We start from the raw sequence: 14,402 nt of genomic DNA on the forward strand, positions 1-14,402 counted from the left end.
ACATCGATCATTTGGCGAGCAGTGCGATTTGGTACTACCGGCGGTATCATGGGGCCATGTCCAGTGTTGCGAAGATCCTCGCCGAGATGCGAGCCAATCCCCACAACATCGGCTACGCCGAATTGGCCAAGGTCTGCGAGCATCACTTCGGGCCGCCCCGCACGAGCGGCGGCTCCCACGCCGTCTACAAGACACCATGGCCCGGCGCCCCCCCGGGTCAACATCCAGAATGACCATGCCAAGGCCAAGGCCAATGCCTACCAGGTCAAGCAGGTACCGCAGGCCATCGAGAAGTTGGAGGCGAATCTATGAGCACCACCATGATCGACACCGCGCGCTACAGCTTCCGCGTCACCTGGTCCGCCGACGATGAGGAGTTCGTCGCCACCTGCGTCGAGTTCCCATCTCTGTCGTGGCTGGCCGGCACCCCTGAAGCGGCCCTGGCGGGCCTGCGTGAGCTGGTGGACGAGGTCGTTGCCGACATGTGCGAATCGGACGAGGACGTGCCCGAGCCGTTGTCGACGAGGCACTACTCAGGCAAGTTCCAGCTCCGGTTGGGCGAGGAGCTGCACCGTCGTCTGGCGATTGAGGCCGCCGAGCAGCACCTCAGTCTGAACCAGTACGTCACCCGCAAACTCGCCGCGGCGTCCTGAACTTCCGTCGCTGGGCGAATTTCCGCCACTGGCTGACCAGCGAACGCACTCTCATGCCGCTGGGCGACTTGAGGACGGAGATCTCCACATCCAGCGGCAGTTCACTGGACAGGCGCTGGGCACGTTGCGGTGATCGCGTGTGTTCAGGGCAGTCGGTCCACGGCCTGTCTGACGGCGCGGTTGACCTCGTCGGCGGGGCGTTCGTGGAGCAACGAGAAGGCCACGATCTGCATCGGATAGGTCTGGCGGATCACTTCTGCCCGTTGCACCGTCTCCGCGTCGGCCAAGCATGGGAGCAAGTCCCAGCCGTGCCACAGGGCAATGGAGGCTACATCATCGGCAGGGTCGCACCATGCCGCCAGGTCCCAGTCGAGGACTGCCGAGACGCGTCCGTCCTGCCAGAGCATGTTGGATCCCGCCAGGTCGCCGTGGTTCAGGGCTTTGGGAGCCGAGTCCAGATCTTCGGCCTGTTCGATGATGCGTAGGGCGGTGCTTCTCTTCGACGTGTGCAGGAGCGGGACGACTTGCTCACGCAGAACCGACAGCCATTGTGTTCCGCCGCTGAAAGCATGTGGTTCCGCGAGCCACTCGCGCACGGGTCCTACGTCGATCTCGTGGATGGCGTCCAGTACTGGCCTCAGCGCGGCTGGCTCCCCCGAACCAGCCGGGTGTGGCTCTCCGTGCAGTCGCCGGGTCGCGATGGCAACAATGTCTCCTTGCCGGACTGGTGGAGCCAGCGAGGTCGGCACGTCGAAGGGTAGTGGTGGCAGGTGATCGACGAGCCGTTGGGTACGGAGCAAGGCCTGAGCAACTTTCGGGTCACGAGCGATCCGCACGGCTGCGTGCTCAGTGAGGGCGACCACTGAGCTGCTGCCCGTCTCGATGACTTCGAGCGGGGCCGCTTCACCTGGAGCGCATTGCTCCACGAGGGTCGCGATGGTCTCGCCATCGGGCCGGGCGAATCTCGTCTCGAGTTCCATGCCCTAGACCCTAGGGCCTCGGTGTGCGAGACATCGATCACCCGGTGGACGAGGTGGTTGCCGCTTGGTTGGCGTTGGACGTACGAACCCTCGGGCTGGTCCTCAGCCCTGTTGGCGGGCCTTGCGCTCCCGGTGTGAGTCGTAGAGGAAGCTCTCGCCACCCGGCTCGGGGTCCAGTGCGCGGCCGACCAGGATCAACGCCGCCTGGCGCAGACCGGCGGCCTCCACCTGATCCGCGATGGTGCCGATCGTGCCGCGCAGCACCAGCTCGTCGGGCTGGCTGGCGCGGTAGACCACGACGACGGGGCAATCGGCGCCCAACCGCTCTTCCAGCTCGGCCATCAGCTCCCGGGTGCGACGAATGGCCAGGTGCAGCGCCAGGGTTGCGCCAGTGGCGGCGAAGGCCTGCAGGCTCTCGCCGTCGGGCATCGGGGTGGAGCGGGCCTGGGTGCGGGTGATCACCAACGACTGCGCCAACAGCGGCACCGTCAGTTCCCGGCCGATCCGCGCCGCGGCCGCGGCATAGGCGGGCACGCCGGGGGTGACATCCCAAGGCACGCCGGCCTCATCCAGCCGTCGGCTCTGCTCCGACAAGGCGGAATAGACGCTCAGGTCGCCCGACGCCAGCCGCACCACCTTCTTGCCCGCCCGGTGCGCGTCCACCAACTCCGCGGTGATCTGGTCAAGATCAAGATCCTGGGTGTCGACGAGTTTCGCCCCGGGCCCGACGAGCGCCAGCACCTCCGGGTCCAGGTAGGTGCCGGGGTAGAGCACCACGTCGGCCGAAGCCAGCAGACGGGTGGCGCGCACGGTCAGCAGGTCCGCGGCGCCCGGCCCGGCCCCGACGAAGTGGACGGTCATTCGGCCACCTCCGTCGGCTCGACGAAGCGCGGGGTCCAGACCCCGGCCCGGCTGACCCGCGTCGATGAGGCCCCGATGATCACCAGGCACTTCATGTCGATCGATTCCGGGTCCAAGTCACCCAACGTCGTGACCCGCAGCTCCTCCTCGGCGCGGCCCACGTCGCGACCCACCAGCACCACCGTCTCGGGGGAGCGGTGCTCCAGCAGCACCCGCTGCGCCTGCCCGAACTGCTCGGTGCGGGCGCGGGAACGCGGGTTGTAGAGCGCCAGCACCAGGTCCGCCTGCGCGATGTGCCGCAGCCGATCCTCCACGACGCTCCATGGCTTGAGCCGGTCGGACAGGGACATCACGGCGAAGTCGGCGCCGATCGGTGCGCCGGCGCGGGCCGCGACGGCCTGCACCGCACTCAGCCCGGGCAGTACCCGCACCGGCACCTCGGCGAAGCGCGGGTCCTCCGCGGCCTCGAAGACGGCGGCGGCCATCCCGAAGATCCCGGCGTCGCCGCCGGAGACCACCGCCACCCGCTCGCCGGCCAGGGCCAGCTCCAGGGCGTGCCGGGCCCGGTCCACCTCGACGGTGTTGCCGCTGGCATGCCGCGTCAGCCCGGGGCGCTGTGGGACCCGGTTCACATAGGGGGCGTAGCCAATCACGTGCTGCACGTCGGCCAGCGCGGCACTCACCTCGGGGGTGATCCAGCCGTCGGGGCCGGGTCCCAGGCCGACCACCAGCAGCTCGACGGGTTTCACGTGGAACCCGTCGCCGGAGGGGGTGGCTTCGACAGGCTCGCCCACCGCGAGGGGGTCGGCCACCGTCGCGCGGGAACGCTTGCCGTGCAGGGAATCACCAGGCACCACGACCAAGCTGAAGTAGGGCACCGACGCCTCGTCGACGTTGGCGACGGGCAGCCAGCGTTCCTCGGGCATCGAGGCCCGTTCCACATACCAGGCGCCGTCCAGCCGACGAGCCGAGTGCAACGCGCGGCGCACGGCGGGGAAGGTGCGGCCTAGCTTCATGATGATCGCCCCGTCGGTGTCGGCCAACCGTCGGGCCAGCTCCGGCTCGGGCAGGGTGCCGGGCAGGATGCTCAACACGTCCTCCTGCCGCACCAGCGGGGATCCGACGGCTGACGCGCTGGCCAGGAAGGACGGCACCCCGGGCACCACCTCGGTCTCGAACCGCTCGGCCAGCCGGTCATGCATGTACATGTAGGAGCCGTAGAGCATCGGGTCGCCCTCGCTGAGCAGCACGACGTCCCGCCCGGCCTCCAGATGCGACGCGAGCCGACCCGCCGCGGACTCGTAGAAGTCGGCCATCGCCCCGGCATAGCCTGCGGGGTGGTCCACCGTGCCGGTGGTCACCGGATACTCCAGCACCTCCTCCAGCACCCCGTCGGGGAAGAGTTCGGCGGCAATCCGACGGGCATTCGACGGCTTGCCCGGCGCACAGTGGTAGGCGATCACGTCGGCGGTCTGGATCAGCCGGGCCGCCTTGCGGGTGATCAGCTCCGGGTCGCCGGGGCCAACGCCGACGCCGTGGAAACGCCCAGCTCCGGCGGCGTGCCCCGGCTGCCCCTCGGCAGGCTCGGGGACCGTGGTGGGGTCTGCGGGGGCCGTGGTGCTCACTCCTTCTCCTGGGCCAGCGCGTTCAGCGCCGACGAGGTCATGGCGGAACCACCGCGGCGGCCGTGCACGGTGACGAAGGGGATCTCGATCCCGTGCTCCGCCTGGAGATCGGCCAGGGCCTGCTTGGACTCGGCGGCGCCGATGAAGCCCACCGGGCAGCCGACGATGGCGGCCGGGCGCGGCGCCCCGTCCAGGATCATCTCCAGCAGGTGGAACAGGGCAGTCGGCGCATTGCCGACTGCCACCACGGCACCCTCCAGCATCGGCTCCCACAGGCTGACCGCGGCGGCGGTCCGGGTGGTGCCGAAGTCGGTTGCCAGCGCGGGGACCCGGGGGTCATTGAGCAGACAGACGACGTCATTGTCCCGGGGCAGCCGGGAGCGGGTGACGCCGGTGGCCACCATGGTGGCATCACACAGGATCGGCTTGCCGGCCTGCAGCGCCTCCCGCGCCGCAGAGACCAGCCGCGGGTGCACCTGCAGGTCCGTGGTCAGGTCCACCTGGCCGGAGCCGTGGATCATCCGGACCGCCAGCTTCTCCGCGTCGGCGGGAATCCGGGAGAGGTCGGCCTCGCGTCGGATGGTGGCAAAGGAGTCGACGTAGATCTCCTGGCCGGTGCGGAGGTAGTCATAGCGGCTGGTGGGCCGGCGCGGTGTGCTCACGGGGTCCTCAGTTCTGGGTGGGCTGGGCAGGGACGATGATGCCGTACCACGGCGTGACGACGAACTCGTCGGCGCGGGACAGCAATTCCTCGGCCAGCCGGCGGTCAATCCCGCCCTGGCCCACCTCGACGTGTTCCCCGCCGGGGCAGGGTCCAAAGGGCAGGGGGTCGCTGGCCTGGGGCAGCCGAGGGTCGGGGTTGACGGTGGGGAAGAGCCGTCCGTCGTACTCGACGACGTGCCACGGCGCCTCCGGCTGGCTGCCGACCCGCTCGACGAACTCCTCGGCCAGCACCGCCAGCCGGGCCGCGGCCAGGCCGAGCGGTAGGACCTCGCCCCAGCCGTCGCCGATCCGCAGCTGCACGGTCTGCGCGTCCAGCGCCACCAGGCCCAGGTCACAGGCATGGCTCATCAGGTGCCCGCTGCCGTCGTCCAGCACGAACAGGAATTTCCCGGGCAGCCGGGCGAGGCTCGGGCTGGCCACCAGCAGGTGGTCCAGCTCCTGGGCGACACCGCGCAGGTCCGCCCGGCCGCCGCCCTCGACGCCCGTGTCCAGCCCGGTCAGCGGGGAGACCATGATGTTGCGCACCAGGTCATGGTCCGGGTGCTGCAGCAGACCGGTGGCCCGGATGGCGTCGACGGCGGCCGCGCTCGGCTGGCCCTCCTGGCCCGGCTGGCTGCTGGCCGGGAAGCCGCGCAGCTGCAGGTTCGCGCGGTTGGTCAACCGGATCCGGCCGTCGCCGAAGCCCTCCGCCGCGGCCAGCACCCCACGCAACGCGTCTCCGGAAAGCCGCCCGCCCACCAGCCGCAACCGCAGCAGCAGCCCGTCGTCGGCAGGCCAGGGGCGCAACACGCCCGGGCATCGGTCACGTCGGTCACGAACAGGCACTCTGAACTCCTTGGGTAGGCGTGGACACCCTACTGGCAAGGGGTTCGACACGCAGCTACCCGCCGGCCAGGAAACTCTTGAGGATCGGTGCCGCGTCCTTCGACCCCGACTTCCCCTCGTTGACCAGTGCCGCCACGGCGTACTTGTCATTCCAGGCGATCATCCAGGCGTGGGTCTTCGGCGGTTTGCTGGCGCCGAACTCGGCGGTACCGGTCTTGGCGCCCGTCGCGACGCCCTTCAGCGCTGCCCCGGAGCCACTGGACACCACGGCCTTCATCATGGTCTGCAGCTGCTGCGCCTCCGTGGGGGAGAGCGTGGGCTTCGGGGCGGGCTTCTTGTCCGCCACCAGCCACGGCACGACGGTCTTGCCGGAGGCCACGGAGGCGGCCACCCCGGCCATCGCCATCGGGGAGGCCTCCACCTGCCCCTGCCCGATCAGGTTGGCCGCCTTGGTCACCGGATCCTTCGCCGGCGGCACCGAGCCGAAGAAGGAGGGGAAACCGGCCTCGTGGTCCACCCCGACGCCCAGGCTGGCCGCGGCGGCCGCCAGGTCGGCGTCGGTCAGCTTGGCGTGCTGGCTGAGGAAGGCGGTGTTGCAGGAATTGGCCAGCGCATCGGTGAGCGTGACGTTGCCCACCTTGCCGGCCGGGAAGTCGTCGTAGTTCTCGAAATTGCGGCCGTTGACGTTCACCGTCTTGGTGCACGGCACGGTGCTGGTGGGCGTCAGCCCCTTGCGCAGCAGGGCCAGCGAGCTCACCACCTTGAAGGTGGAACCCGGCGGGAAGTGGCCAAAGGTGGCATTGGGGCTGGCGCCGCTGGCCGTCGAATTGGCCGCGGCCAGCAGGTCTCCGCTGCCCACCTTCACGACGGCCAGGGAGGCGATCCCCTTCTGGGAGGCCAGGGCCTCCTCGGCCCGGGTCTGCAGATTCCGGTCCAGGCTCAACGCCACCGGGGTGCCGGGCTTGGCGGGGCTGGCGAACAGCTCCTTCACCACCCCGAGGCCGGGGCTGCCCGACGGGCTGGCCGATTCATCCGGCTGCTCCGCCGGCTGGGTGCTGTCCGACGGGCTGGGGGAGGCCGACGGTGTGGTGCGCTGCACCAGCTCGATCCGGTGCCCGATGGTGCCGCGCAGCCGCGCGTCGTACCGCTTCTGCAGCCCGCTCTGCCCGACGTAGTCACCCGCCAGCACGTCGCCCTTGCCGGCGGCCACCTGCTCCGTCGTGGCCTGGCCGGAGGTGCCCAGGAGTCCAACGGCAAAGCTGCTGGAGGGGCCCAGCGGCATCTCCACCGGCTGGGCCAGCACTCCCTTCATTGTGGTTGCGGCGGCCGGCACCTTGCCCTCCCGCAGTGTGATGGCGGGCACGAAGGCCCGGGCCCCGGCGGCCTTGACCTGCTTGACGTACTGGGCGGGGTCGATCTTGACCAGCTTGGCCAGCGCCGTGGCCACCGTCGGCTGCTGCGCCGAGGACAGGTTGGCCTTGTCCACCCCCACCCGGTAGGCGACGGTGGTCTCCACCAGCGCCTGCCCATCCGCGCCCGTGATCGCGGCGCGGGCGGGGATCACCCGGTCATGCCGCAGCCGGGTCTGTTCGGTCAGGTCCGGGTGTACCAGCTGCGGTTTCCAGTCCACCTTCCAGGCCCCGAACTCGTACTTGAGCTGGGCGGTGGTCTGCCAGGTCCAGGCCAAGCCACCCAGGGGCAGGCTGTGGTCCAGCGGCACCGTCGCGGTCTGGTCCTTGTGGTGGTAGGTGATCTGCCCGGGCACGACGCTGGGGTGCAGCCCGTCCATCCCGCCCATCACGGTGGCCAGCTCGGCCTGGGCTGCGGCGGGGGATTTGGCCGGGGTGGTCTGCAGCGTGCTGACGTCGCCCTTGACCAGGGCCGCGGTCAGCTCCCGCACCGACTTGTCGGCGGCCGGGATGCCGTCGGGTGGGGTGGTGGCGTCCCCGGACTCCTTGGTGCAGGCGGTCCCGGTCATCAGGACGACGGCCAGCACGGGGGCCAGGCTGCGAATCACGGAAGGCATTGTCGTGGACCTCTCGGGGGATTTCCCCCGATGCTAGCCAGCCGTCCAAGTCCGTCCGGGTTGCCGCACCGGAACAATCAGATCCCCGATGGCGTTAAGGTAGATGAATCTTCAACCAAATGGTTGAGCGCAGCGGGCCGAGGCCCTCAAGGAGTCATCATGCAGTTCGGCATCTTCAGTGTCAGCGACATCACCACCGACCCCACCACCGGCCGCACCCCCAGCGAGGGCGCGCGGCTCAAGGACATCGTCACCATCGCCAAGCATGCCGAGGAGGTGGGGCTCGACGTCTTCGCGCTCGGGGAGCACCACAACCCGCCCTTCTTCAGCTCGTCGCCCACCACCACCCTGGCCTACATCGCCGCCCAGACCAGCACCCTGCAGCTGTCCACCGCCACCACCCTGATCACCACCAATGACCCGGTCAAGATCGCCGAGGACTATGCCATGCTGCAGCACCTGGCCGACGGGCGGGCCGACCTGATGCTGGGCCGCGGCAACACCGGCCCGGTCTACCCCTGGTTCGGCAAGGACATTCGCGACGGGATCAACCTGGCGCTGGAGAACTACAACCTGCTGCACCGGCTGTGGCGCGAGGACGTGGTGGACTGGCAGGGCCGCTTCCGCACCCCGCTGCAGGGCTTCACCTCCACCCCGCGCCCGCTCGACGGGGTGCCGCCCTTCGTCTGGCACGGTTCCATCCGCAGCCCCGAGATCGCGGAGCAGGCCGCCTACTACGGGGACGGCTTCTTCCACAACAACATCTTCTGGACCATGGACCACACCCGGCAGATGGTGAACCTGTACCGCCAGCGCTTCGAGCACTACGGCCATGGGAAGGCCTCGCAGGCCATCGTCGGGCTGGGCGGGCAGTTCTTCATGCGCAAGAACTCCCAGGATGCGGTGAACGAGTTCCGCCCCTACTTCGACAATGCGCCGGTCTACGGCCACGGCCCCAGCCTGGAGGAGTTCACGGCGCAGACCCCGCTGACCGTCGGCTCCCCGCAGCAGGTGCTGGAGCGCACCCTGGGCTTCAAGGAGGAGGTTGGCCACTACCAGCGCCAGCTCTTCCTGGTGGACCACGCCGGGCTGCCCACCCGGACGGTGCTGGAGCAGCTGGACCTGTTGGGCGAGATCCTGCCGGCCATGCGCGCCGGATTCGACGAGGGACGCCCCGCCGACGTCCCGGACGCGCCCACCCACGCGTCGCTGCGGGCGCAACGGGGAGCCGACCCGGTGGCGGATCATCAGGGCCAGCAGCCCGTCGGTGCCAAGGACATCTGGACCGGGACCAGTGACCGGGCCGACGACGTCGCCTGACCCTTCGCTGGTTCACTGCGACGTCGCCCGGCCTCTCCCCGGTGCACTGCGCAGCCGTTGGGTCTTGGGGCAGCCGCTGCAGCAGCTGCCCCGACAATAAGCGGCTGCGCAGTTAGGGGTCGGGGGTCGGGATCCCTCCACGGGTCCGCTGCTCCGACCCCGCTGCAAATTCCCGGAGCACAGCCAGCGGACTTTCCTGATGGCTTGCCTGTCCCCTGATCAGGTGACATTTTGCCCCCGGGATCTGAAGGCGGGGTGTGGTTTCCCGCCCGTCGACGCCCGTGGTTGGCCATTTGACCCTTGATTGACTTAACGTTTCCTGTGGCGTTGATCGGGGGATCGAGGCCACAGCACCGGGTTGGGGAACCCGGTCGACATCGGGGGAAATTCAACATCGGGGGAAGTATGCGGGGTTCCGCACTGCACACCAATATCAGTCTGTTCATTGTCGCGCTCACCGGCGCGGCGCTGGTGGCCATCACCTCCACCCAAGCGCCCGTCTGGGCCGCGCTGCTCGGCCTGCCAGTCCTGGTGGGCACCATGCTCGAGTTCAGCGCCCGTCGCAATCCGGTCCGCACCGCCACCATCGTCGAGCTGCCCGTGGCCGAGCCGGCCCGGCAGGAGACCGCTGAACTGTTCGACCTGGCCGCCTTCCGCGCCGCTCGTGGCCTCGTGGCCACCGCCAAGGACGACGAGCTGCCCACCGATCAGGTGGCCGAGGTGGTTCGGGTGGACTTCCGTCGCACCGAGTCCCGGCCGCTGCGCGCCCACGCCTGACCAGTGTCCACGCTCCCCGAGCACATCGGGGTGCGGGTTCTGGCTCACGCACTCCCGGCTCAGGCGCCCAGCCGCATCCACGCGTCGCTTCGCGCCCGCAGGGTGAGGGTGCCGACGCGGGCCAGCAGGTAGCCACCGTAGGCCACCCACAGCCACACCACTCCGGCCGCCTGCTGGTTGACCAGCCAGGCCAGCGGCAGGTAGCAGGCCGTGGCCACCAGCCCGGCGAACGCCAGATACCTGGCATCCCCGGCCCCGATCAACACCCCGTCGAGCACGAAGGCGATGGCCCCAGCCGGCGTGATCAGCGCCAGCACCAGCAGCAGCCGGCCCAGCAGCTGCTGCACCCCGGCATCCGGGGTGAAGACCGGCGCCAGCGACCCCCGGGTCAGCACCAGCAGCAGGGCCAGCACCACGCCCCCACCGGCTCCCCACCAGCACAGCTTGGCCGTGATGGCCCGCACCGTGTCGGCATCCCCGGCGCCCAGCTCGTGCCCCACCATGGCCTGCGCGGCGATCGCCAGCGCATCCAGCGCCAGACAGATGAAGCTCCACAGGGAATTGGTCACCTGGTGACCCGCCAGCCCGACCTGCCCGGTCTGGGCCGCCACCGCGACGGTGACCGCCAGCGCCGCCTGCAACCAGACGCTGCGCAACACCAGCCAGACCCCGCCCCGGGCGGCCTCCAGCACCCCGGACAACCGGATCCCCAGCGGCGCGCCGGCGGCCCGGGCGCCGCGCAACACCACCCCGGCCAGCACCGAGGCCCCCACCGCCTGGGAGATCAGGGTGCCCAGCGCGGAGCCGCGGATGCCCATGCCCATCCCGTACATGAACAGCGCATTCAATCCGATGTTGGCCAGGTTCATGCTGACCGCGACGCGCAAGGGGGTGCGGGTGTCTTTCAGCCCGCGCAGCACCCCCGTCGAGGCCAGCATCAGCAACAGCATCGGCAACCCCCAGCCCGCGATCCCCAGATAGGCCACGGCCTGGGCCGAGACTTCCGGGGTTCCGCCGTACCAGCCGATCACCGTGGGTGCCCCCAGGTGCAGCCCGAGCGCCAGCACCAGCCCCAGGCCCAGCCCCAGCGCCATGCCGTCGATTCCCCCGGACAGGGCCCGACGAGTCTCGCCGGCGCCGATCCGTCGCGCCACCAGGGAGGTGGTGCCATAGGCCAGGAAGACGCACAGCCCGTTGATGATGCCCAGCACGCTGCTGGCCAGCCCCAGACCGGCCAGCTGCCGGGTACCCAGGTGGCCCACCATGGCGGAGTCGGCCATCAGCAGCAGCGGTTCGCTGACCAGGGTGGCGAAGGCCGGCACGGCCAGGGCCAGAATCTCCCGGCTCAGGCCGGGACGGGATGCGTCGACGATGGGATTGGCGGTGGGATCAGACACGCCCGCCACTCTAGGAGGCTGCTGAACCATGCAGCCCGGCTGCGGCGGGTCCGGTCAGGGTGTGGAATGTCTGGGTGCCCGGCGACGTTGTCCGGGAGTGCCCGGGCAGCACGAGCGGGCGGACGCGAACAGTGAGGGAGTCATGAAGGTCGTTGCGATCAGTGCGGGGTTGGGTCAGCCGTCGAGTACCCACCTGCTGGCCGAACGTCTGGTGCAGGCCACCGGCGCGGACCAGGTGGAGCATCTGGAGCTGCGCCTGCTGGCCCATGACCTGGTCAACGCCCTGCTCACCCGGGTGCAGTCCCCGGCGTTGCAGCGGGCGGTCTCCGACGTGGTGGAGGCCGACGGCCTGGTGGTGGTCAGCCCGGTCTTCAATGCGTCCTTCTCCGGGCTGTTCAAGATGTTCTTCGACGTGCTGCACGAGGGTGCCCTGCTGGACAAGCCGGTGTTGTTGGCCGCGACGGGTGGCACCCCACGCCACTCGCTGGCGATCGACCAGGCGCTGCTGCCGCTGTTCTTCTACCTGAAGGCGGCGGTGGTGCCCACCGCGGTCTTTGCGGCCACGGAGGACTGGGGCGACGCCGGCTCCGGGCTGGAGCGTCGGATCGGGCGGGCGGGCCGGGAGCTGGCCGCCATGGTGCGGCTGCGCACCGACGAGTCCCTGCCCGAGGCGCTGGACGAGGACCCGCAGGAGCAGGACGAGCCGCAGTCCGGCGCCCCGCAGCCGCTGACCAGGAAGAAGGCCCAGACCGCGACGGCGGGGGACTTCACGCTCACCAAGAGCTTCGAGGAGATGTTCGACGCCATCTGAGCGTGGCTCCGGCGCCGGGGGCAGGGGCGCCCTCAGAGCCCGTCGGCGAGCAGTGGGGTGACGGCCATCCCGGCAATCAGGACGATGGCGATCAGGGCGAGGACGATGCTGAGGCTGTGGATGATCATGGCTCCACTGTTTCGCCGGAGCTGCTCGTCGGGCATCGTCCGCCGGGTGGGTTCTGGACTCATCCCGTCGGGCCAGGGGAGAACTCAGGGGTCAGGCCGTCACTCCACCGTCGGGTCGAAGTTCTGGCCTCGACGGTGTTCCATGATGACGCAGGTCTCGGTGCTGGCGATGGCCTTGTCATTGCTCAGGTCCCGCAGCACGAAGTCGCGCAGTTCGGTGGGGTCACCCATCGCCACCCAGACGACGAAGTCGCAGTGCCCGCCCAGGAAGATGACGTGCAGCACGGGCGGCAGCTGGGCGAGCCGGTCGGCCTCGGCCACCAGTTCGTCGCGCAGCCCCGGGTGGATCTTGACGAAGATCAGGGCCTGCAGTGGCCGCCCGATGGCGGCGGTGTCCACATTGGCGTGGATTCCCGTGATCACTCCGGCCTCCCTGAGGGCTTGTACCCGGGCATGGCTGGTGGACTCGGCAGTGGACGTCGCGGCCGCCAGGGCGGCATTGCTCATCCGTCCGTTGGCCATCAGCAGCTTGATGATCTGCCGATCCGTGGCGTCCAACTGCCGGGTCTTGCTTGCTCGTGGGCTTCCTTGCCCATGGCGAGAGGCCGAAGTGGTCACATGTCGAGACTACTAAGCCTTGGTTCGACCATGCGCGGCGGCCCCGTGCGCAGCCTCCTCCACCTCCCGCATGGCATTGAAGTCCAGCGGCTTCTTGGTGGCCTTGACCGGCTTCATCAGGTGGTAGATCACCGCCATGATCAGAATCCACACCGGCGCCGCAATCAGCGACATCCGGGAGTCCTTGGACAGGCCCAGCACCACGAAGATCGCGGCGAAGAAGACCAGCGTCGCCCAGGGCATGAAGTGCGGCAGCGGCATCTTGAAGGAGGATTCCGCGTGGCGCTCCGGGAACTTCTTCAGGTAGCGCAGGTAGCTGACCATGATCAGGCCCCAGACCGAGATGTAGAGCACCGACGAGACGCCGGCGATCATGCTGAAGGCCTCCATCACCGAGCCCTCCAACGAGACCATCAGGATGGCCGGGGAGATGCAGATGGCGGTCAGGATCAGCGCATTGCGCGGGATGTGCCGGCTGGACAGCTTGGAGAAGACCTCGGGGGAGTCCTTCTCCCGGGCCAGGCCATACATGATTCGCGACGTGGAGTAGACGCCCGAGTTGGCCGAGGAGGCGGCCGAAGTGAGCACCACGAAGTTGATCACGTGGAAGGCGATCACGATGCCGATGAAGCCGAACATGGTGACGAAGGGGCTGTGCTCCGGGTCGATCAGGTCCCAGGGCACGACGGACATGATCACGCCGAGCGCCAGCACGTAGAAGATCAGCACACGGGCCGGGATCGAGTTGATCGCCTTGGGCAGGTTGTGGGTCGGGTCGGCGGTCTCGGCGGCGGCGGTGCCGGCCATCTCGATGCCCTGGAAGCTGAAGATGGCAATCTGGAAGCCGGCCAGGAAGCCGGAGACACCCGTCGGGAAGAAGCCGCCGCGGTCCCACAGGTGGGCGACGGATGCCGTCGGGGCCCCGGCCTGGGGCGGCTGGAAGGCGGTCAGCGCCAGGTAGCCGCCGACGAAGATCAAGGCGACGATGGTGACGATCTTGATCATCGCGAACCAGAACTCCAGCTCACCGAAGAGCCGGACGGCCACCATGTTCAGCGCGGTCAGCAGCAGCACGACGCACAGGGCCGGGATCCACTTGGGCAGGTCCGGGAACCACACGGACAGGTAGCCGCAGATGGCGACGGTGTCGGCGATGCCGATCACCACCCAGCACATCCAGTACGTCCAGCCGATGTAGAAGCCGGCCCAGGGGCCGATCAGGTCGGTGGCGAAATCGGCGAAGGACTTGTAGGCCAGGTTGGACAGCAGCAGCTCGCCCATGGCCCGCATCACGAAGAAGAGGAAGAAGCCGATCACGGCGTAGACCAGCAGGATCGACGGGCCTGCCAGATGGATGGTGCGGCCCGAGCCGAGGAACAGGCCCGTGCCGATGGCGCCGCCGATGGCGATCAGCTGCAGGTGCCGGTTGGTCAGCCCACGCTGGAGCTGCATCTCCTGCGCGCCGATTCCCGTCGTGGGGCGCCGTGAGCTGGGTGGGATTGGTTGGGTTTCCGTGGTGCCGGTGTCAGTCATGGGGAGGACTCCTTTGTTCTCCGAGAGAATATGGGGTGGCCGGGTGTGCCCCGGGGGGGGGGGGGGGGGGGGGGGGGAAAAAAAAAAGAGGGGGGGAGGGAGCAGCAAAAACAAAAAAAACACCC

The 14,402-nt window shown here is 69.2% G+C and carries 13 protein-coding genes and 1 pseudogene; 5 read left to right on the forward strand and 9 right to left on the reverse strand.

Going from position 1 to position 14,402, the window contains the following annotated elements; all coding sequences use genetic code 11:
- The first annotated feature begins 86 nt into the window (after positions 1-86).
- Positions 87-312, forward strand: a pseudogene (locus AAEX60_RS01010) (toxin HicA).
- A complete protein-coding gene (locus AAEX60_RS01015) occupies positions 309-653 on the forward strand; it encodes a type II toxin-antitoxin system HicB family antitoxin (RefSeq protein ID WP_342100446.1) in 345 nt (114 codons plus the stop codon). Before AAEX60_RS01010 ends, AAEX60_RS01015 begins: the two are co-directional and overlap by 4 nt.
- Before the next feature lie 143 nt (positions 654-796).
- Here AAEX60_RS01015 and AAEX60_RS01020 read toward each other — a convergent pair whose 3' ends face one another.
- The 6 genes from AAEX60_RS01020 to AAEX60_RS01045 form a co-directional block, all read right to left on the reverse strand.
- Positions 797-1,633 carry a phosphotransferase family protein gene (locus AAEX60_RS01020; protein WP_342100447.1) on the reverse strand — a complete coding sequence of 279 codons (837 nt, stop codon included), beginning with the start codon at positions 1,631-1,633 and terminating at the stop codon, positions 797-799.
- 102 nt (positions 1,634-1,735) lie between these two features.
- Positions 1,736-2,494, reverse strand: a complete 759-nt coding sequence (cobM, locus tag AAEX60_RS01025; protein ID WP_342100450.1) for a precorrin-4 C(11)-methyltransferase — start codon at positions 2,492-2,494, stop codon at positions 1,736-1,738.
- Positions 2,491-4,119, reverse strand: coding sequence for a precorrin-2 C(20)-methyltransferase (locus AAEX60_RS01030; protein ID WP_342100453.1), 1,629 nt, complete (start codon positions 4,117-4,119; stop codon positions 2,491-2,493). The genes cobM and AAEX60_RS01030 overlap by 4 nt, the downstream gene beginning before the upstream one ends.
- Positions 4,116-4,781 carry a precorrin-8X methylmutase gene (locus AAEX60_RS01035; protein WP_342100455.1) on the reverse strand — a complete coding sequence of 222 codons (666 nt, stop codon included), beginning with the start codon at positions 4,779-4,781 and terminating at the stop codon, positions 4,116-4,118. Before AAEX60_RS01035 ends, AAEX60_RS01030 begins: the two co-directional genes overlap by 4 nt.
- 7 nt (positions 4,782-4,788) lie before the next feature.
- The gene (locus AAEX60_RS01040) at positions 4,789-5,667 is read right to left on the reverse strand and encodes a nitrite reductase (RefSeq protein ID WP_342100457.1); all 879 of its coding nucleotides are present in this window, start codon (positions 5,665-5,667) and stop codon (positions 4,789-4,791) included.
- A 55-nt stretch (positions 5,668-5,722) separates the two neighbouring features.
- A complete protein-coding gene (locus tag AAEX60_RS01045) occupies positions 5,723-7,693 on the reverse strand; it encodes a penicillin-binding transpeptidase domain-containing protein (protein ID WP_342100459.1) in 1,971 nt (656 codons plus the stop codon).
- 159 nt (positions 7,694-7,852) lie between these two features.
- On the opposite strand from AAEX60_RS01045, the gene AAEX60_RS01050 reads away from it, so the two are divergent.
- A complete protein-coding gene (locus tag AAEX60_RS01050; protein WP_342100460.1) occupies positions 7,853-9,013 on the forward strand; it encodes an LLM class flavin-dependent oxidoreductase in 1,161 nt (386 codons plus the stop codon).
- A 405-nt stretch (positions 9,014-9,418) separates the two neighbouring features.
- Positions 9,419-9,790 (forward strand): hypothetical protein, encoded by a 372-nt coding sequence (locus AAEX60_RS01055; protein WP_342100461.1) that lies wholly within the window; start codon positions 9,419-9,421, stop codon positions 9,788-9,790.
- Positions 9,791-9,849: 59 nt separating this feature from the next.
- Here the strand turns inward: AAEX60_RS01055 and AAEX60_RS01060 are convergent, their stop codons facing one another.
- On the reverse strand, positions 9,850-11,187 hold the full coding sequence (locus AAEX60_RS01060; protein ID WP_342100462.1) for an MATE family efflux transporter: 1,338 nt from the start codon (positions 11,185-11,187) through the stop codon (positions 9,850-9,852).
- Positions 11,188-11,329: 142 nt separating this feature from the next.
- On the opposite strand from AAEX60_RS01060, the gene AAEX60_RS01065 reads away from it, so the two are divergent.
- Complete coding sequence (locus AAEX60_RS01065; RefSeq protein WP_342100464.1) at positions 11,330-11,998, forward strand: CE1759 family FMN reductase; 669 nt, start codon at positions 11,330-11,332, stop codon at positions 11,996-11,998.
- Positions 11,999-12,225: 227 nt separating this feature from the next.
- Here the strand turns inward: AAEX60_RS01065 and AAEX60_RS01070 are convergent, their stop codons facing one another.
- Positions 12,226-12,684 (reverse strand): Lrp/AsnC family transcriptional regulator, encoded by a 459-nt coding sequence (locus AAEX60_RS01070; protein ID WP_342100466.1) that lies wholly within the window; start codon positions 12,682-12,684, stop codon positions 12,226-12,228.
- Between the two features lie 72 nt (positions 12,685-12,756).
- Positions 12,757-14,277, reverse strand: a complete 1,521-nt coding sequence (locus AAEX60_RS01075; protein ID WP_446721224.1) for an amino acid permease — start codon at positions 14,275-14,277, stop codon at positions 12,757-12,759.
- Between the last annotated feature and the right edge of the window lie 125 nt (positions 14,278-14,402).

Source organism: Luteococcus sp. H101 (genome assembly GCF_038433155.1).
Lineage (GTDB): Bacteria > Actinomycetota > Actinomycetes > Propionibacteriales > Propionibacteriaceae > Luteococcus.

Bases quoted from the DNA above. Each gene is read 5' to 3' on its own strand.
- AAEX60_RS01015 (WP_342100446.1), top strand. From the start codon at position 309: ATGAGCACCACCATGATCGACACCGCGCGCTACAGCTTCCGCGTCACC.
- AAEX60_RS01050 (WP_342100460.1), top strand. From the start codon at position 7,853: ATGCAGTTCGGCATCTTCAGTGTCAGCGACATCACCACCGACCCCACC.
- AAEX60_RS01055 (WP_342100461.1), top strand. From the start codon at position 9,419: ATGCGGGGTTCCGCACTGCACACCAATATCAGTCTGTTCATTGTCGCG.
- AAEX60_RS01020 (WP_342100447.1), bottom strand. From the start codon at position 1,633: ATGGAACTCGAGACGAGATTCGCCCGGCCCGATGGCGAGACCATCGCG.
- AAEX60_RS01045 (WP_342100459.1), bottom strand. From the start codon at position 7,693: ATGCCTTCCGTGATTCGCAGCCTGGCCCCCGTGCTGGCCGTCGTCCTG.
- AAEX60_RS01065 (WP_342100464.1), top strand. From the start codon at position 11,330: ATGAAGGTCGTTGCGATCAGTGCGGGGTTGGGTCAGCCGTCGAGTACC.
- AAEX60_RS01075 (WP_446721224.1), bottom strand. From the start codon at position 14,277: ATGACTGACACCGGCACCACGGAAACCCAACCAATCCCACCCAGCTCA.
- cobM (WP_342100450.1), bottom strand. From the start codon at position 2,494: ATGACCGTCCACTTCGTCGGGGCCGGGCCGGGCGCCGCGGACCTGCTG.